Here is an 18,346-nt window from a genome sequence, read left to right as displayed (position 1 = left end):
GACGGCCCCCGCGACGCGTTCACCGCCAGGCCTGGACTGATGGCGATCGGCGAGCTGTCCGGGGCCGTGTCGGTCTGGGCCCGAGACCGGACATCGATCGCGCAGAGGCACCCGCCGACTAAACTGGACACCGCCAGATCATCCCGCCATGTTGGACTGGACGCCGCCACCTTGGCTTGGACAGGACAAGCGGTGTCCGATCCAGTTGAAGGTTGCGAATGGCCCACGCGTTGACCTCGGGTTCGCAGAGTGGTTCTGACCGACAGCGCCGGAATCTAGTCAGAGAGTCGTCACACGAAGATCTAATACGGAACCCGACGCAAACGGACGGGATCGTTCGTGTGTGCACAACCAGACTTGCTATGACCCGATCGTGCTGCTGGCACACGCGCGCGCCCTGCTGACCAGCTCGCCCGAGGGCCGCACGGCCTATGTGGACGCGAGCCTGCAGCCTGGTCAGGAGCGGTCTCCGCCGTCAGACTCCGCCAGTCGCTCCTTCTGCGGGATGACCGTGTAGCGCGGGTCCTTGGCCGACACCACGCCGCCCTCGAAGACGCCGAAGCGGGTGGCCAGGGAACCCGCCAGCAGGGCCGCGCCGGACAGGGCGGAGATCGTCCGGCTGCGGCGGCCCAGGACGGCGCCGGCCATGCCGGCCGCGGTCAGCCAGCGGGCCGCCTTGAGCAGGCGACCCGCGCGGCCCTGGCGGTAGGGCTCGCTGAGCAGGCCGTGCGACTCCTCGACGCGGTGGCCGGCGTACAGCTCCAGCGCGCCGCCGGCGACGGCCAGGCGGCGGGCGGGGCCGGACTGGGTGGTCGGCGCGGCGATGAGGCCCACGGCGGCGCCGCTGGCCAGGGCGCTGCCACCGAAGAGGAAGGGCAGGTCGGGGTACGCGGCATGCCAGCTCGGGGTGGCCGTGTCGGACAGGAGCACGGCGGTGTACGTGGCCAGGGCGGGCGCGGTCACGGCGGCGGCCCACTGGCCGGCCGTACCCAGCGGTGGCAAAGCCTTGCGGGCCAGGCCGGGCACACCTCGCTCGGGCAGAAGCGGCGCGGCCTCGGCGGCGCCCGCCACCCCGGCGGCGAGGCTGAACGCGCTGAAGACCCACGTGCCCATGGACATCGGCGAGGTGGGCTTCGCGACCCGCAGCATGTTCAGGAGGCGCTCGGGGCGGCCGAGGTCGTTGACCAGGAAGTAGCCGCTCGCCCCGACGGCGCCGAGAGCCGTGAGCCGGCCGGCGCGGCGCAGGGCGGGGCGGCCGGTCGCGTCACCACCGGCGGCGAGCAGGGCGGAGCCGGCCGCCAGCCCGCCGGTGAACAGGTACGCGGCGATGTCGTGCCGCCACACCGGCGCCTTGACGATCGGCCGGCCGTAGTAGGACTTGAAGTCGGCCTCAGGAACCATGGACCGCTCGGCGCCGCGACGGCGCCGCCCTCCGCGCCCGCGCGGCGGCACGGCGGAGACGTCACGGCCTCGCGGCGGCACGGCGGAGGCGTCGCGGCTCTTGTCGGAGGCGGTCATGGGCGCCGCCCGGCGAAGGCGACCACGGCCGCCCCGACCATGGTCAGCGCGGCCAGCCCGGCCTTCTTCCACATCGCGGGCAGGTGCTTGGTGGCCACGACCGGGTCGGGTGGCAGGCCGTACACCTCGGGTTCGTCGAGGAGCAGGAAGAAAGCGCCGTCGCCGCCGACGCCGTCGTCCGGGTCGTGGCCGTACAGGCGGGCCGAGGTTTCGCCCTGGTCCTGAAGCCGCGTGAGGCGTTCGGCGGCCCGGGCCCGGAGCTCGTCGAGCTCGCCGTACTGGATGGACTCGGTCGGGCAGGCGGTGGCGCAGGCCGGTGTGAGGCCGTCGCCGATGCGGTCGTAGCAGAGCGTGCACTTCCACGCGCGGCCGTCGTCCTTGCGCTGGTCGATCACGCCGTACGGGCAGGCGGGAATGCAGTAGCCGCAACCGTTGCAGATGTCCTCCTGCACCACGACCGTGCCGAACTCGGTGCGGAACAGGGCGCCCGTCGGGCACACGTCGAGGCAGCCGGCGTGGGTGCAGTGCTTGCACACGTTGGACATCATCAGCCAGCGGAAGTCGGTTCGCGGCGCGTCCATCGTGCGGCCGGGCAGGTCGGTACCGGGCATGCCGAGGAACTGGGTGCTGCCGGCGGCGGCCAGGGCGTCGACCGCCGGCGGCAGGCCCGGCTCCGTACCGGTGTCATGACCGGTCTGAGCCGCGACCGTCGCGGTCTGCGCGCTCGCCGACGGGCCGGTCGGCAGGCCGGCAAAGGCGCCCGGCGTCCCGGTGGCCGCGCCGGATGGGGCCGCGCCAGAGGCGGAGGCGGACGACGCCGACTGTTCGATGAACGCGACGTGCCGCCACGAGTTCGCGGTCAGCCCGCCGGTGTTGTCGTAGGACTGCCCGAGCAGGTCGAAACCGTCGTCGGGTACGAGGTTCCACTCCTTGCAGGCGACCTCGCACGCCTTGCAGCCGATGCAGACGCTGGTGTCGGTGAAGAAGCCCATGCGCGGCGGCGCGTCGACATGGCCCGCGTCGAGGGCGGGATCAAACGGCATCTGAGTCCCCCTCAGGCGGGTCGGTGGTCAGGATCGGTGTGCGGTGGTCCGGGCCGAGGCCGGCCCGTTGACGGTACGAGTCAACGTACGCCGGAAGTTCTGGTCCGGTCGGGCGGCGGCCGGGCTGGATGTCACAGGTGCCGACCTTGCTCTCCTGGATGAGCACGTTCGGGTCGAGCGCGATCCCGACCAGGTCGTTGGCCGAGTCACCGGTGACAAGACCGGAGCTGCCCCAGTGGTACGGCAGCCAGATCTGGTGCACCCGGCGGCCCTCGATGCGCAGCGGCGCGAGCCGGTCGGTCACCATCACCCGCGCCTCGATCGCCGAGCGCGACGTGATCACGTGGGCCCAGCCGAGATGGGCGAGACCGCGTTCGCGGGCCAGGTCGGGTGACACCTCGACGAACATCTCCGGCTGGAGCTCGGACAGGTAGGCCAGCTGCCGGCTCATCCCGCCGGCGGTGTGGTGCTCGGTCAGCCGGCTGGTGGTGAAGATGTACGGGTACACCTCGGCGTGCCGCTCGGTCGCGCTCGGGTTCGTCGGGTTGTCCGGCCGGTCGTACACCATCCGGGTCGGGTTGGCCTGCTGCCCGTAGAGCGGGTTGCGCACGGGCGACTCGGCCGGCTCGTAGTGCGTGGGCATCGGGCCGTCGATCAGGCCGCTGGGCGCGTACAGCCAGCCTTTGCCGTCGCCCTGCATGATGAACGGGTCGTCGCCGGAGATGGCCGCGACACCGGTGGCATCGTCGGGCGGGCGGTAGGACGGCGGCTTGGTCTTCTCGAAGTCGGGCACGTCGAAACCCGTCCACTCGCCGTTGTCGCCGGCGTCCGGGTCCCACCACACGTATTTCTTGCGCTCCGACCACGGTTTGCCGTCCGGGTCGGCCGAGGCCCGGTTGTAGAGCGTGCGGCGGTCGGCCGGCCAGGCCCAGCCCCACTCCGGCGCGACCCAGCTCTGCTCGGTGTGCGGCTTGCGCCGGGCGGCCTGGTTGACGCCACCGGCGAAGACCCCGGTGTAGATCCAGCAGCCACCGACCGTCGACCCGTCCGCCTTCAGCTCGGTGAACGCCGACAGCGGTTCGCCGGTCGGCACGGCGTACCCGTTGATCTCCTTGAGCACGGCCTCGGCCTCGGGCTCGTCACCGCGCGCCCCGCCCAGCGGATAGTCCCAGGCCAGCCGCTGGATGCCGCGGTCCCGGGCCAGCGTCGACCCGCTCAGCCGCTCGCGGACGAGGCGGCCGAGGTGGTAGCTGAACCACAGCTCGGAGCGGCAGTCGCCGGGCGGCTCGACGGCCTTCTCGCGCCACTGCAACATCCGTTGTGTCTGTGTGAACGTGCCTTCCTTCTCGACGTGCGAGGCGGCCGGCATGAAGAACACCTCGGTGCGGCAGGTCTCCGGCACGATCTCGCCGGTCGCGACCTCGGGGCCGTCCTTCCAGAAGGTGGCGCTCTCGATCATGAACAGGTCGCGGACGACCAGCCAGTCGAGGTTGGCCATGCCGAGCCGTTGCGCCTTGCCCTGCGCGGAGCCGACGGCCGGGTTCTGCCCGAGCAGGAAGTAGCCCTTCACCTTGCCGTCGATCATGTCCAGCACGGTCTGGTACGTCCCGTGGTCGCCGGTCAGGCGCGGCAGCCAGCCGTACCCCCAGTCGTTGTCCTTGGTCGCCGCCTCGCCCCAGTAGGCCTTGAGCAGGCTGACCGCATAGGCCTCGGCGTTGGCCCAGAAGCCTTTCTGGTCGGGGTGCCGGATCGCGTCCACCCAGTCCTGGTAGGTCTCGTGCTGCGAGTGGTGCGGCATCGGCAGGTAGCCGGGGAGCAGGTTGAACAGCGTCGGGATGTCGGTCGAGCCCTGGATGCTGGCGTGCCCGCGCAGCGCCATCACGCCGCCGCCGGGCCGGCCCATGTTGCCCAGCAGCAGCTGGATGATCGCGCCGGTGCGGATGTACTGCACGCCGGTGCTGTGTTGCGTCCAGCCGACCGAATACACCAGCGCGGTGGTCCGCTCCCGCCCCGAGTTCGACGTCCACGCCTCACAGACTTCCAAGAACTTCTCCTGGGGTACGCCGCAGAGCCGCTCGACGAGCTCCGGCGTGTACCGGGCGAAGTGCCGCTTGAGCACCTGGTAGACGCAGCGCGGATGTTGCAGCGTGTCGTCCCGGGGATGGTCCTGGGGCACGGGCGGGCCGTGCGATTCCTGCTCCAGGCCGGACGCGGTGGACCGGTCGGCATGCGCCTCGCCGTGCGACTGCGCCTGCTCCTCCTGCCCCTGGTACGCCCAGCTGGCCTGGTGGTAGGTGTGCAGCTCCTCGTCGTACCCGGAGAACAGCCCGTCCAGGTCCTCGGTGTCCTGGAAGTCCTCGGAGACCAGCGTGGCGGCGTTGGTGTAGGCCAGCACGTACTCGCGGAAATCCTTCTCGTTGCTGAGGATGTAGTTCACGATGCCGCCGAGGAAGGCCACGTCGGCGCCGGCGCGCATGGGCACGTAGGAGTGCGCGAGGGCGCTCGTACGCGTGAACCTGGGGTCGATGTGGATGACCTTGGCCCCGCGGTTCTTGGCCTCCACGACGTACTGGAAGCCGACCGGGTGGGCCTCGGCCATGTTCGAGCCCTGGATGATGATGCAGTCCGCGTTAGCCAGATCCTGGAGGAATCCGGTGGCCCCGCCACGGCCGAAGCTGGTTCCCAGACCGGGAACGGTGGCGGAGTGTCAAATGCGCGCCTGGTTCTCGATCTGGAGCGCGCCGACCGCGGTGAAGAGCTTCTTGATCAGGTAGTTCTCTTCGTTGTCGAGGGTCGCCCCGCCGAGGCTGGCGATGCCGAGGGTACGGTTCAGCGGCCGCCCGTCCCCGTCGGAGTCCTCCCAGGTCGCCTCGCGTGCGGCGACCACCCGGTCGGCGATCATCTCCATCGCGGTGGCCAGATCGAGTTCTTCCCAGTCGGTGCCGTACGGGCGCCGGTAGAGCACCTTCTGCTGGCGGCGGTCGCTGGTCACCAGGCTCTTGCTGGCCGAACCCTTGGGGCACAGCCGGCCGCGGGAGATCGGGCTGTCCGGGTCGCCCTCGATCTGGACGACCTCGCCGTCCTTGACGAAGACGCGCTGGCCACACCCGACCGCGCAGTACGGGCACACGGATTTCGCCACCGAATCGGCCGTCTCGGTGCGGGCGGTCAGCGACCGGCTCCGCTCCGACTGGGCGGCGGCGCCGCGGCCGAGCGGGTCCGTGCCGGTGAGCTGCCGATAGACCGGCCAGCCCTCGATCCACGTCCGGACTCCCACGGAACCACCGTAGAACAGTTCTTGATCGGCCGCGCGGGTGGCGTTTATCTCGGTTTCACCGGGGCATCCGCGTCAACGCACCTGAATTGTGACACCGTCCGGCCGGGCTTCCCTCAGCTCGCCGATCACCGGGTGTCCGGGCAGCTCACCGGCCACGAGCAGGCCGCCCGAGGTCTGCGCGTCGGCCAGCAGGAGCAGCTCGTCCTCGCTGATGGCGCCCGGGTCGAGGTGGGGGCGGACCCAGTCGAGGTTCCGCTTCGTGCCACCGGAGACATAGCCGTCGGCCAACGCCTGCCGCGCGTCGTCGAGGTAGGGCACCCGGCCGGCGTCGAGGTGGGCGGTGACTCCGCTCGCCCGGGCCAGTTTGTGCAGATGGCCGAGCAGGCCGAAGCCGGTGACATCGGTGGCACAGGTAGCGCCGCCGGCCAGGGCGGCTCGGGCGGCGTCCCGGTTCAAGGTGGTCATCGCGGCCACGGCCTGCGGAAACACCTCGCCGGTGGACTTGTGGCGGCTGTTCAGCACGCCGATTCCCAGCGGCTTGGTCAAGGTCAGCGGTACGCCCGGACGGCCGGCGTCGTTGCGCAGCATCCGGTCCGGGTCGATGACACCGGTGACGGCCATGCCGTACTTGGGCTCCGGGTCGTCCACGCTGTGCCCGCCCGCCACGTGGCACCCGGCCGCCCGGCCGACCGCCAGCCCGCCGCGCAGCACCTCGGCCGCCATCTCCATCGGCAGCAGGTCACGCGGCCAGGCCAGCAGGTTGACGGCCACGACCGGCGTCCCGCCCATGGCGTAGACGTCGGACAGCGCGTTGGCCGCCGCGATCCGCCCCCAGTCGTACGGATCGTCCACCACCGGGGTGAAGAAGTCCGCCGTGGCCACCACGGCGACGCCGTTCTGCAGCCGGACCACCGCCGCGTCGTCGCCGTCATCCAGGCCGACCAGCAGTTCACCGTTCATGTCACCGGTGTCGGGCTGTTTCAGGCCGGCGACCACCGCCTCGAGCTCGCCCGGGGGGATCTTGCAGGCGCAGCCGCCACCGTGGGCGTAGCCGGTCAACCGGCGAGGTTCAGTCGTCACCCATCGACTGTGGCATACCCTTTCCCACGGAGGCGTTCAGGTGGCTGGTGCCCCTCCCGATCTTCAAAATCGGTGCGGCCCGGGATCCGGGCCGGGCGGGTTCGATTCCCGTCCGCCTCCGCTCCCTGTCCCCTCACACACCCGCTCCTTCCGCCGACCCCTTTCTCCCGCCGTCACCGCCGACCTCTTCCTTCCGCTGTCACCGCCCACCCCTTCCTCCCGCTGTCACCGCCGACCCATTCCGCCGTCACCGCCGACCTTGCTGGAGCGCTCGTCCAGGCTCCGCGCGGTGCCCAGCCTGCCCGGGAGTGCGCTTGAGTCACGCCACCACGGATCCGCGTCGCCGGATCCCGCGCACCGACGCCGTGCTCGCCGACCCGCTGCTGGCCTCGGCGTCGGAGTCGCTCGGCCGGGCGGTGGTCAAGGATGCGGTCACGGCGGCCCAGGCGCGCGCCCGGCGCGGTGAGATCGCACCCGAGGACGTCGCCCGGGAAGCCTGGTCGGCCCTCACCTTGTCGGGCCCCCGGCCGGTACTCAATGCCACCGGTGTCATCCTCCACACGAACCTGGGCCGGGCCGCGCTCTCCCCCGCGGCCGTGGACGCGCTGGTCGCGGCGGCCGGCTACACCGACGTCGAGCTCGACCTGGCCACCGGACGCCGGGCCCGCCGCGGCCGCGACGCGATGGCAGCGCTGGCGGCCGCCGTCCCCGACGCCGGCGCGGTGCACGTGGTCAACAACGGCGCGGCGGCGCTCGTGCTGGCCGCGACCGCACTGGCCGCCGGCCGCGAGATCGTGGTGAGCCGCGGCGAGCTGGTCGAGATCGGCGACGGCTTCCGGCTGCCCGACCTGCTCGCCTCGACCGGCGCCCTGCTCCACGAGGTCGGTACCACCAACCGCACGTCCCTCGCGGACTACGCCGCCGCGATCGGCCCCCGCACCGGTTTCGTGCTCAAGGTGCACCCGTCGAACTTCGTGGTCACCGGCTTCACCTCGGCCGTCCCGGTGGCCGAATTGGCCACGCTGCCCGCTCCGGTGGTCGTGGACATCGGATCGGGCCTGCTCGCGCCCGACCCCCTCCTGCCCGACGAGCCGGACGCCGCCACCGCCCTGCGCGCCGGCGCCGACCTGGTCACGGCCAGCGGCGACAAGCTGTTGGGTGGTCCCCAGGCGGGCCTGCTGCTCGGCGGCGACGACCTGGTGACCCGCCTGCGCCGGCACCCCCTGGCCCGCGCCTTGCGGGTGGACAAGCTGACCCTGGCCGCCCTGGCTGCCACCTTGCGCGCCGCGAGCACCCCCACCTGGGACGCGCTGCGAGCCGACCCGTCGCAGTTGCACTCACGTGCCGTCACCCTGGCCGAGTCACTGACCGCCGACGGCCTCGACGCCGCGGCCACGAAATGCCAGGCCGTCGTGGGCGGCGGCGGCGCACCCGGCGTCTCCCTACCGTCGTGGGCGGTCTCCCTTCCCGAGCGGTACGCGCTCCCCCTCCGCCTGGGCGCCCAACCGGTCATCGGCCGCGTCGAGGACGGCCGGCTCCTCCTGGACCTCCGGTGCATCCCGCCCGCGTCCGACACCGTCCTGGCCGCCGCCATCCGGGCGGTCTGACATGCACCCCGTCCGAGGTCACCACCCGGCCGTCTCGCTCGAAGTCGTCCCGCCCGCCACTCGCCCGCCCGGCCTCGTCCCCCACCGCCACCCGGCCGTCTCGCCCGAGACGGTCCCGCCCGGCGCTCACCCACCCGGCGTATTTCCTTCCGCCGGGATCCACCGGTCCGCGGCCACGGCGGCCTGCAACCATCCGGCTTCGGCCGTGCAGCTCGCCGTCCTCAAACCGAGTGATGCGTCGAGGTGCTCAGAGCAGGGCCGGGACGGGGTGGTTTGAGGTGCACGTCGTCGCTACGGCCGGGCATGTGGATCATGGGAAGTCGACGTTGGTCCGGGCGCTGACCGGGATGGAGCCTGATCGGTGGGCTGAAGAGCGGCGGCGCGGGATGACCATTGATCTCGGCTTCGCCTGGACCGAACTGCCGTCGGGCGAGACCGTGGCGTTCGTCGACGTGCCGGGGCATGAGCGCTTCGTGCCGAACATGCTGGCCGGGGTGGGGCCGGTGCCGGCCGCGATGATCGTGGTGGCGGCGGATGACGGGTGGATGCCGCAGTCGGCGGAGCATCTGGCCGCGTTGGATGCTTTGGGCGTACGCCATGGCTTGATCGTTGTCACCCGCAGTGATCTCGCCGATCCTGGACCGGCCATCGCTCAGGCTCGCGCCGAAGTGGCCGCCACGTCCCTGGGCGAGGTGGCCGCGGTCGCGGTCAGCGGCGCGACCGGCGAAGGGCTGCCCGACCTCGTGGCGGCGCTCGACCGGCTGGTCGCCGCGTTGCCGGAGCCCGACCTGGACGCGCCGGTGCGATTGTGGGCCGACCGGGCGTTCACCATTCGCGGCAGCGGGACCGTGGTCACCGGCACGCTGGGCGCCGGGCGGATCCGGGTCGGCGACGAACTCACCCTGAGCGACGGCCGGGCGGTGCGCGTGCGCGGGTTGCAGTCGCTCGGCCGGGCCATCGACGAGGTGGTGGCCGTGGCCCGGGTGGCGGTCAACCTGCGCGGCGTCGAGCCGACCGACGCCGGCCGGGGCACGGCGCTGCTGACGCCGGGCGAGTTCGGGGCCGCCGACCTGATCGACGTGCGTGTCACCGGTGACGACGCCCACGACCTGCCCCGGACCGGGACCCTGCACATCGGCGCCGCGTCCGTGCCGGTGCGGGTGCGGCCGCTCGGCCCGGACACCGTGCGGCTGCGGCTCGACCGTCCCCTGCCGCTGCGGGCGGGCGATCGGGCGCTGCTGCGCGATCCCGGCCTGCGCCGCCTGATGGGCGGGGTGACGGTGCTGGACGTGGCCCCGCCCGCCCTGGCCCGGCGTGGCGCCGCGGCGGCCCGGGCAACCGAACTGGCCACGATGGACGGTCGCCCGGACGAGCGTGACGAGGTCCGCCGCCGGCTGCTGGTGCGCCGAGCCGACCTCCGGCGGATGGGCGTGCCGGCCGCGATGACACCGGTGACCGGCGACTGGCTGGCCGACCCGGCGCATTGGTCCTCGCTGGGCGAAGCACTGATCACCGCGGTGACGGCCTATTCAAAGCGGCATCCGCTGGAGCCGGGCATGCCGGTCGAGGAACTGCGCCGGGCACTCGACCTGCCGGACCGCGCCCTGGTCGAGGCCCTGGTGAGCCCGCCGCTGGCCTACCGCAACGGCCGCATCGCCCGCCCGGGCGCCGGAGACCTTCCAGCGCCGGTCGCCCAGGCCGTCGCGCTCATCCGCGCCGACCTGGCGGAGAACCCGTTCGCGGCGCCGGAGGCCGCCCGGCTCGCCGAGGTCGGCCTGGGCCCGCGGCAGATCGCGGCGGCCGTGCGAACCGGGGCCCTGCTGCGCCTGGGCGACGCCGTGGTGCTGGCGCCCGACGCGGTCGAGGCCGCCGCCCGGGCGCTCGCGACAATCCCCCAGCCGTTCACCCTGAGCGACGCCCGCAAGGCCCTCAACACCACCCGCCGGGTGGCCGTCCCGCTGCTGGAGCTGCTCGACAAGCGCGGCCACACGCGGCGGTTGCCGGACGATCGGCGCGTGCTGGACCAGGCCGCATCTCAGAACCCGGTCTAGCTCCCCCGGCCGCTACGCCCGTTCAGTCCGGACGGACGGAACGCGATGACGCAGGACGGCCGCACACCGGAAGATGAACAGCCACTGCGCCGCCGGCACCAGCGGGCCGGCCAGCCTCGCGATCAACAACGAGGGCCGAGACCGCACCTCCACCTCGAGCCGCGTCTCGCCGCCGGGCGCGCGCACCACGCTGAACCGCTCGTCGCCCTCGAAGGTGTGGCCGGGCAGCGCCCGGTAGTGCATGACCGTGCGGTCGGCGGTGTGCACCACCTCGGTCACCTCGCACGGCTCGGGCACGCGCAGCCGCCAGACGCCCAGCGACGACATCATGCGCTGGCCGACCGCGGCGGGCGGGGTGGACGGCTCGACCCAGGCGCCCGCCCGGCGGTGCATCTCCCAGCCGAGGAGGGCGGACGACGCGGCGTCGTAGTCGCCGACCCGATGCGACCAGCGATGTGACGACCACGTCTGCGGGCGGCCGGCCCACGCCACCACGAGCGCCGTGAGGACGGCGGCCGCGTTCAGCACGCCGTGGGTCAGGACCATCCAGGTCAGGTTCAGGTGTGGGATGTCGAAGACCTGGCCGGCCGCGTAGAGCAGGGCCAGCCCCATCGTCACGACGCTCAGCCCGAACAGAAGGCGGGCGCGAGCGGCGAGCGCCAGCCACAGGGCCGCGCTGAGCACGCCCGCTCCGACCAGTTCGACCACGTCGCCGGTGTGCTGGCCGAACAACCGGCCGATCAGGAAGCCCGCGCCGACGAGGGCCACGCCGGTCGGCGCGAGCCAGCGGCGCCGGGCCGAGGCCAGCGACAGCAGCAGCATCGCGCCGAAGCCGGCCACGTGGAAGTGGGCCGCGGTCAGGCCCAGCACCCCCGCGGGATAACCCAGCAGGGCATAGCCGCCGCGCTCGGCCAGGAGACCGGACGCGGCGACCGGCAGGCACGCCGCGGCGAAGGCGGCGAGCCGGTCGCGCCGCAGCACGACCGGCACGGCCAGGGTGGCGGCGAGGTAGGGCACGCAGAGCAGGGCGGCGAGCAGCCCGCGCGGCAACAACAGGGCGACGACCGCGGGTACGGCCACGACCGGCCACCACCGGGCCAGCCGGCGGCCCCGGCCGAGCGCACCCAGCCCGAGTGGCACGAACAGCAGCACGCCGACCGCCACCACGATGTGCAGCGCCAGCCAGCCGGGCCCGGTCAAGCGATCCATCACAGCTCACCCCATTAGTTGAACGTGTTCAACATAGCAGCTTGCTTGACCTCAGGCGCTTGAGGTTTGGTGCGCTGAGTGCATGACAACAGCTGAGAGTTTGGTTCTGGTCACCGGCGGGTCCGGGTATGTCGGCACGCACGTGATCGCGGCCCTGCTGCGCGACGGGCGCCAGGTCCGCACCACGGTCCGCTCGATGGCCCGCGAGGCCGGGGTACGCGCCGCCGTCCGCCGGGGTGGCGCCGACGACACCGCGCTCACGGTGGTCGAGGCCGACCTGAGGTCCGACGACGGCTGGGCCGCGGCCGCGGCCGGATGCGCCGAGGTGCACCACGTCGCCTCGCCCATCCCGGTCGTCCAGCCGGACAACCCCGACGACCTGATCGTGCCCGCCCGCGACGGCACGCTGCGGGTGCTGCGTGCCGCCCACCGGGCCGGGGTACGCCGGGTGGTGCTCACCTCGTCGTTCGCCGCGATCGGCTACTCACCCAAGCCGGTGGCGTCGTCGCCCGGGGCGGTGGCGTCGTCGCCCGGGGCGGTGGCGTCGTCGTCCGGGGCGGTGGCGTCGTCCGGGGCGGTGGCGTCGTCCGGGGCGGTGGCGTCGTCGCCCGGGACGGTGGCCGAATTCACCGAGGACGACTGGACCGACCCGGACACGCCCGGCCTCGCCGCGTACCCGCGCTCAAAAGCCGTGGCCGAACGTGCGGCCTGGGATTTCGCCCGGGACAGCGGCCTCGACCTGGTGTCGGTCAACCCGACCGCGATCTTCGGGCCGGCGCTGACCACCGACCTGGGCTCCTCGATGTACCTGATCAAAGCCCTTCGCGAGGGTACGGTCGACGGCCTGCCCGACCGCCGGTTCGGCATCGCCGACGTGCGCGACGTGGCCGACCTGCACCTGCGGGCGATGGCCGCGCCCGACGCCGGCGGCCGGCGCTTCATCTGTGTGTCCGACGGCCCGACCTGGAGCTTCGCCGAGGTGGCCGACGTCCTGCGCGGAAAGCCGGTTTCGCGTACGCCGGTGGACGGGTTGGTCATCCACAACGACCGCGCCAAGACGCTCGGCTGGCGCCCCCGCCCGGCCGAGACCACCATTGTGGAATCTGTCACCGAGAACTCTGCGCGTTCGCACTAGTTGCCCGGTAGCCGGCGCCGGCCCGCCTAGCGTCGCCCTACGTGGATCTCGCCTTCCGGTACCCGGCCTACCGGCGGTACTGGTCGGCGAGGCTGGTGTCCAGCGCCGGTTCGGCGATGGCGCCGGTGGCCATGGCGTTCGCCGTGCTCCACCTCGGCGGCACAGCGTCGGCGCTGGGCTGGGTGCTCGCCGCGGCGACCGTGCCGCAGCTGCTGTTCACGCTGGTCGGCGGGGTGGTCGCCGATCGGGTCTCACGAGCACGGGTGCTGATCTGGAGCAGCCTGGTCGCCGCGGCCGGCGAGGGCGTCTTCGCGGTGCTGGTGCTGGCCGGGGTGGCGACGGTGGGCCAGGCGGTCGGCGCCGCGTTCGTCACCGGCACGGCGGCCGCGTTCAGCGTTCCGGCCCATCAGGGCGCCATCCGGACGCTGGTGCCGGCCCGCCTGATCGGGCAGGCCACGGCCCTGCAGCGGGTCGCGCGCAACACCACCAAGGTCGCCGGGCCGGCGCTGGGCGGCCTGCTCGTCTCGGTGGTCAACCCGGGGTGGGCGCTGGCCGGGAACGCGCTGTCCTTCGTGCTGGCGGCGGCGATCATCGCCAAGGTCCCGGCCCCGGTCGCAGCACTGGTCCCGGCTTCCGTCACGGTCCCAGTCACAGCGCTGGCCCCGGCTTCGGTCACGGTCCCGGTCACGGCTTCGGTCACGGCGCCGGTCACGGCTTCGGTCGCTGGTTCCGTCACGGCGCCGGTGCCCCGTGCCTCGACCGGCGATTTTCGGCTCGGGTGGCGGGAGTTCTGGTCGCGGCGCTGGCTGCGGTGGATAACCGCGCAGGGCAGCGTCGGGGTGGGCGTGTGGCTGGTCGCGTTCCAGTTGCTCGGCCCGGTGCGTGCCGGGCCGGCGGCGTGGGGCCTGATCGCGGCGGCCTTCTCGGCCGGGCTGGTCGCCGGGTCGGTGGTGTCGGTGCTGCGGCCGCCGGACCGGGTGGGGCTGGTGGCGTGCGCCAACTACGCGGCGGCCGGCCTGTTCCCGGTCGCGCTGGCGCTGGGCGGCGGCGTCCCGGTGCTGGCGGTGACGGCCGCGGTGGCCGGCTTCTGCGTGGACCTGGCCCTGGTGAGCTGGTCGACGTATCTCCAGCTGAGCCTGCCGGACGAGGTGCATTCGCGGGTGGAGTCGTACAACACGCTCGGCCATCTGATCCCGGTGCCGATCGGCTACCTGGCCGGCGGCGCCGCGGTCGACCACCTCGGCGTCACCGCGGTGGCGGCCGGCCTGGCCGTGCTCGGCGCCCTCGCGGCCGCGGTGCCGCTGGCCAGCCCGGCGGTTCGCGAACTCAGGATCGCGACGGCCTACACACCCGCGCGGCGATAGAGACAAAGCGGCTTCCGTTCCCGCGGCCGAAGGGCTAATTAGAGCGGCTTTCGCCCCCAGGCGGTGATGATGGCCGAGGTGGCGAACTGGCCCGGATCGGTGGCCACGTAGGCCAGGTGGTCGTCGATCTCGGTCGCGGTGGCCAGGTCGCGGGCGATCAGGTCGTCGCGGATCTGGCGGATGGTCGCGGCTTCGAGGACGGCGCAGTCGGGCATCGAGAGCGGGAAGTAGCCCTCGGCCTCGATCTCGGTCAGGCCGGCTTCGCGGAGGCGGCGCGGGGCGGTCCGGCCGTACGCGAGGTCGGCGCCTCGGGACGCGAGCAGGGTGCGGAAGCCCTCGCGCAGCCTGTTGGCTCGGCGGTGCTCCGGCGCGTACACATCGGGGCAGCTCAAAGGTTGCATGAGGGGGTCGATGTCCTCCAGGACCAGCCACCCGCCGGGCCGGAGCGCCTGGATCATCGAGGCGAGGGCCTGGTCGCGGCCGGGCACGTGGAGCAGCACCATGCGGGAGTGCACCAGGTCGAAGCCCTCCCCGGGCGGCGGCTCGGCGGCCACGTCGTGGCGCAGCGTTGTGAAACCCGCGTCCGCGTCGAGCCAGGTGGTGTCGAGGTCGGTGGCCAGCACCTCGCCGTCGGGGCCGACCCGGCCGGCCAGCCAGGCGGGCACGCTCGAACTGCCGGCGCCCACCTCCCAGACCCGCCACCCGGCACCGATGCCGACCTGGTCGAGGCGGTCGAAGGTGCGGCGGTTGAACATCCGGTTGATGGCGCCGAAGCGCTCCCCGGCCTCGGACTGCTGGTTGTCGAGGAGATAGGCCACGGCGCGACTCTAGATTCCCCGGGGTCGCCACGGTCGTCGCGGAGTCCACAAGGGAAGCGCGTCTGCCCTCACCGCTCGCGGACCCTCGCCGCGATCGTCTCGCCCAGTTCGGCGGTTGTGCCTGTGCCGTACAGGTCGGGGGTCAGCGGGGCGCCCGACGGACCGGCGGCCAGCACGTCTTCGATGGCGCCGAGCAGGTGGGCGGCGGCCTCGGGGTGGCCGAGGTGGTCGAGCATCATCGAGCCGCACCAGATCTGGCCGACCGGGTTGGCGATGCCGCGGCCGGCGATGTCGGGCGCGGAGCCGTGCACCGGCTCGAAGAGGCTCGGGTGGGCGCGGTCGGGGTTGATGTTGGCGCTCGGGGCGATGCCCAGCGTGCCGGTGCAGGCCGGGCCCAGGTCGGAGAGGATGTCGCCGAACAGGTTGCTGGCCACGACCACGTCGAACCAGTCGGGGTGCAGGACGAACTGGGCGGCCAGCGCGTCGATGTGGAACTTGTCCGTGCGCAGGCCGGGATAGTGCGCCGCCGTCGCCGCGACGCGCTCGTCCCAGTACGGCATGGTGATGCTGATGCCGTTGCTCTTCGTGGCCGAGGTCAGATGGCGCGCGGGGCGGCGAGCGGCGAGCTCGAAGGCGAAGCGCAGCACCCGGTCGACGCCGACCCGGGTCATCACCGTCTCTTGCAGCACGGTCTCGCGGTCGGTGCCCTCGAAGATGCGCCCACCCACACTGGAGTATTCACCCTCGGTGTTCTCGCGCACCACGACGAAGTCGATGTCGCCCGGTTCGCGGCCGGCCAGCGGGCTGCGCACGCCCGGCATGAGCCGGCACGGGCGCAGGTTGACGTACTGGTCGAAGGTGCGGCGGAACTGCAGGAGGCTGCCCCAGAGCGAGACATGATCGGGTACGACCTCAGGCCAGCCGACCGCGCCGAAGTAGATCGCGTCGTACCCGCGCAGCGTCTGCTCCCAGTCGGGCGGCAACATCGTGCCGTGCCGCTGCCAGTAGCCGGCGCTGGCGAAGTCGAAGCTGTCGAATTCCAGCCGCAGGTCGAAGCGCTCGGCCGTGGCCCGCAACGCCGCCAGCCCGGCCGGGAGGACCTCCTGACCGATCCCGTCGCCGGGAATGACCGCGATGCGGTGGACGGCGCCGGTCACATCGCCTCCCGCAGAGCCGCCAGGCCACCCTGGACGTCGGCCAGGGCGATCTGCTCGGCGGTGGCCGAGTCGCGGTCACGGAGCGCCCGGACCAGTTTGCGGTGGCTGGAGTAGCGGTCCATGCCCCAGGTGCCGGTCTCGGCCACCTTCCGGAGCACCACGAAGCGGCGCTCGGGAAGCGTGAACACCCGGCTCTGCTCGACCATGCGGGCCAGCACCGGGTTGTGGGCGCACGCCATCACGGCATCGTTGAACCGCTGGATCGTCTCGAACAGCTCGCCGAGATAACGCTCGACCCGCTTGCCCTGGTTCTGCGCCTCTTTGACCAGGATGAGCAGGTCGTCGGCCCGGTCGAGGATGTCGTCGAGCGCGTCGAGCTGGTCGGTGGTGGCGTGCCGGGCCGCGAACCGGGCGACCAGGCCGCGCAGGCCGACCTCGACCTCGGCCAGGTCGTCGATGGCGGCGTCGCGGATCGTGGCGACCAGGACCGTGCGCGGGCCGATCCGCTCGATCAGCCCGTCGAGCTCGAGCCGGCGCAGCGCCTCACGGACCGGGGTCGGGCTGATCGCCAGCCGCTCGGCCATGCCGCGCTCGGTCACCTTCTCACCCGCCACCAGCCGGCCGTTGGCGATCTCGTCACGAACTTGGCGATACGCCTGATCGGCAAGCGTCCCCACTGCTGTCATGAAGCAAACGTAGCGCATTGCCGTAGCATCCTTGTTTGCAACTGTTGACGATTTTGCTACAGCAAATTAACGTGACGCGGGACACAAGCTGTCGGCCGACGAAGGAGGATGGCGAGTTGTCCACTCGAAAGATCACCTTCTACATCGCCCTGGCGTTGTTCGCGCAGGAGTCGACGTGGAACTTCTACGACAACCAGGTGCCCGTCCTGCTGCGCGAACACGTGGCCAGCACCGCGCTCGTCGGCGCGCTGATGGGGATGGACAACCTGCTGGGCATCTTCATCCAGCCCTGGATCGGCAACCGCTCCGACAACACCCGCACCCGCTGGGGCCGGCGCATCCCCTACCTCGCGGTCGGCATGCCCCTGGCCGCGATCATCTTCGCCCTGCTGCCCTGGACCACGTCACTGACCATGCTGGTCGTGGTCATGGTCGGGTACGCGCTGATCGCCAACACGATGCGCCCGCTGGCCGAGTCGATGGTGCCCGACTTCATCCCGCCCGAGCGCCGCAGCCGCGCCAACGCCGTGGTGAAGATCGCGACCGCCCTGACCATCATCGTGGCGTCCCTGATCAGCCTGCTCCTGATCGACGAGCACCCGCGGACGTCGTTCCTCATCCCGTCGGCGATCCTGCTCGCCGCCACCGTCGTGCTGGTCGTCCGGGTGCGGGACAGCGCGTCCCGGGCCTATCAGGCCGCGCTGACCGAGGACGCCGCCGCCGGTCCGGCCCGGTCACGGGTGCCGTTCCGCGAGATCGTCGCCGACCTGGTCACGGACCGCGACCGCCGGCGGCTGCTCCTGCTGCTGACCGTGCTGCTGTTCGGCGGGGCCTGGTTCGCCTCGCGGTCGCTGGTCACGCCGTACGGGATGGAGGTGCTCGGCCTCTCCCGCGGTGACGCCGGCGGGCTGACCCTGCCCAGCGGCATCGCGTACGTCGTCGCCGCCTACCCGGCCGCGCTGCTGGCCGAACGCTTCGGCCGGTTCAAGACCATCGGCGTGGGCATGACCATCTTCGCCGTCGCCCTGGCCGCGGGCACCGTCGTGCGGACACCCACCGCGACCGTGGTCGTTTTCTGCATCGCCTCGATCGGCGCCGCCGCCTTCACCATCAACGCGGCGGTCGCGCTCTGGAACCTGGCCCCGTCCAGCCGCGTGCTCGGCACCTACACCGGCCTGTACGCGGTCACCTGGTACCTCGGCGGCTTCGGCGGGCCGGCCCTGGTCGGCGGCATCGTCGACCTGCTCGGCTGGACCGGGATGCTGTTCTACATCGCGGTGCTCGCCCTGCTCGCCGTCTTCGTCCTCGTCCGGCTCGGCCGCCTGCACCGCAGTCTCCAGGACGAGCCCGCCCCCACGACGCACATGACCTGACGCGGATAGGTGCCACCCCCGACGCGGA

13 protein-coding genes, 1 tRNA gene and 1 pseudogene are annotated in these 18,346 nt (G+C 72.5%); 7 read left to right on the top strand and 8 right to left on the bottom strand.

Features of this window, described 5'->3' with window-relative positions; genetic code table 11:
- Positions 1-364 precede the first annotated feature (364 nt).
- A pseudogene (locus AB0M54_RS05935) lies at positions 365-448 on the top strand (SAM-dependent methyltransferase); the annotation flags it as partial.
- A gap of 8 nt (positions 449-456) precedes the next feature.
- Here AB0M54_RS05935 and nrfD read toward each other — a convergent pair.
- The 4 genes from nrfD to selD form a co-directional block, all read right to left on the bottom strand.
- Positions 457-1,401: an NrfD/PsrC family molybdoenzyme membrane anchor subunit gene (nrfD, locus tag AB0M54_RS05930; RefSeq protein WP_364469684.1), complete on the bottom strand. Its 945-nt coding sequence runs from the start codon at positions 1,399-1,401 to the stop codon at positions 457-459.
- Between the two features lie 113 nt (positions 1,402-1,514).
- Entirely contained in the window at positions 1,515-2,561 is a 1,047-nt protein-coding gene (locus AB0M54_RS05925) for a 4Fe-4S dicluster domain-containing protein (protein ID WP_364469398.1), read from the bottom strand.
- Positions 2,551-5,838: a formate dehydrogenase gene (gene fdh / locus AB0M54_RS05920; RefSeq protein ID WP_364320030.1), complete on the bottom strand. Its 3,288-nt coding sequence runs from the start codon at positions 5,836-5,838 to the stop codon at positions 2,551-2,553. Before fdh ends, AB0M54_RS05925 begins: the two co-directional genes overlap by 11 nt.
- A 72-nt stretch (positions 5,839-5,910) precedes the next feature.
- Positions 5,911-6,918, bottom strand: coding sequence for a selenide, water dikinase SelD (gene selD / locus AB0M54_RS05915; protein WP_364320028.1), 1,008 nt, complete (start codon positions 6,916-6,918; stop codon positions 5,911-5,913).
- Positions 6,919-6,946: 28 nt separating this feature from the next.
- Here selD and AB0M54_RS05910 point away from each other — a divergent pair.
- The 3 genes from AB0M54_RS05910 to selB all read left to right on the top strand — a co-directional run bounded on the left by AB0M54_RS05910 (position 6,947) and on the right by selB (position 10,576).
- A tRNA-Sec gene (locus AB0M54_RS05910) sits at positions 6,947-7,039 on the top strand.
- A gap of 193 nt (positions 7,040-7,232) precedes the next feature.
- Positions 7,233-8,525 carry an L-seryl-tRNA(Sec) selenium transferase gene (selA, locus tag AB0M54_RS05905; protein WP_364469396.1) on the top strand — a complete coding sequence of 431 codons (1,293 nt, stop codon included), beginning with the start codon at positions 7,233-7,235 and terminating at the stop codon, positions 8,523-8,525.
- Between the two features lie 278 nt (positions 8,526-8,803).
- A complete protein-coding gene (gene selB, locus AB0M54_RS05900) occupies positions 8,804-10,576 on the top strand; it encodes a selenocysteine-specific translation elongation factor (protein ID WP_364469394.1) in 1,773 nt (590 codons plus the stop codon).
- Between the two features lie 12 nt (positions 10,577-10,588).
- Here selB and AB0M54_RS05895 read toward each other — a convergent pair whose 3' ends face one another.
- Complete coding sequence (locus tag AB0M54_RS05895; protein ID WP_364320022.1) at positions 10,589-11,785, bottom strand: YndJ family transporter; 1,197 nt, start codon at positions 11,783-11,785, stop codon at positions 10,589-10,591.
- Between the two features lie 82 nt (positions 11,786-11,867).
- On the opposite strand from AB0M54_RS05895, the gene AB0M54_RS05890 reads away from it, so the two are divergent.
- Positions 11,868-12,920, top strand: a complete 1,053-nt coding sequence (locus tag AB0M54_RS05890; RefSeq protein ID WP_364469392.1) for an NAD-dependent epimerase/dehydratase family protein — start codon at positions 11,868-11,870, stop codon at positions 12,918-12,920.
- 41 nt (positions 12,921-12,961) lie between these two features.
- Complete coding sequence (locus AB0M54_RS05885; RefSeq protein WP_364469390.1) at positions 12,962-14,284, top strand: MFS transporter; 1,323 nt, start codon at positions 12,962-12,964, stop codon at positions 14,282-14,284.
- 38 nt (positions 14,285-14,322) lie between these two features.
- Here AB0M54_RS05885 and AB0M54_RS05880 read toward each other — a convergent pair whose 3' ends face one another.
- From AB0M54_RS05880 to AB0M54_RS05870, 3 genes are all read right to left on the bottom strand, one after another.
- Entirely contained in the window at positions 14,323-15,102 is a 780-nt protein-coding gene (locus tag AB0M54_RS05880; RefSeq protein ID WP_364469388.1) for a methyltransferase domain-containing protein, read from the bottom strand.
- Between the two features lie 68 nt (positions 15,103-15,170).
- Positions 15,171-16,259 carry a tartrate dehydrogenase gene (locus AB0M54_RS05875; RefSeq protein WP_364469386.1) on the bottom strand — a complete coding sequence of 363 codons (1,089 nt, stop codon included), beginning with the start codon at positions 16,257-16,259 and terminating at the stop codon, positions 15,171-15,173.
- On the bottom strand, positions 16,256-16,945 hold the full coding sequence (locus tag AB0M54_RS05870) for a GntR family transcriptional regulator (protein WP_364320014.1): 690 nt from the start codon (positions 16,943-16,945) through the stop codon (positions 16,256-16,258). The genes AB0M54_RS05875 and AB0M54_RS05870 overlap by 4 nt, the downstream gene beginning before the upstream one ends.
- A gap of 116 nt (positions 16,946-17,061) precedes the next feature.
- Between AB0M54_RS05870 and AB0M54_RS05865 the strand changes: the two genes are divergently transcribed.
- Positions 17,062-18,318 carry an MFS transporter gene (locus AB0M54_RS05865; protein WP_364320012.1) on the top strand — a complete coding sequence of 419 codons (1,257 nt, stop codon included), beginning with the start codon at positions 17,062-17,064 and terminating at the stop codon, positions 18,316-18,318.
- Positions 18,319-18,346 lie beyond the last annotated feature (28 nt).

Origin of the sequence: Actinoplanes sp. NPDC051470 (assembly GCF_040682035.1) — a bacterium.
Classification (GTDB): domain Bacteria; phylum Actinomycetota; class Actinomycetes; order Mycobacteriales; family Micromonosporaceae; genus Actinoplanes.
The sequence above is the reverse complement of the archived record's forward strand: the minus strand, read 5'-3'. Positions and strand labels throughout refer to the sequence as shown.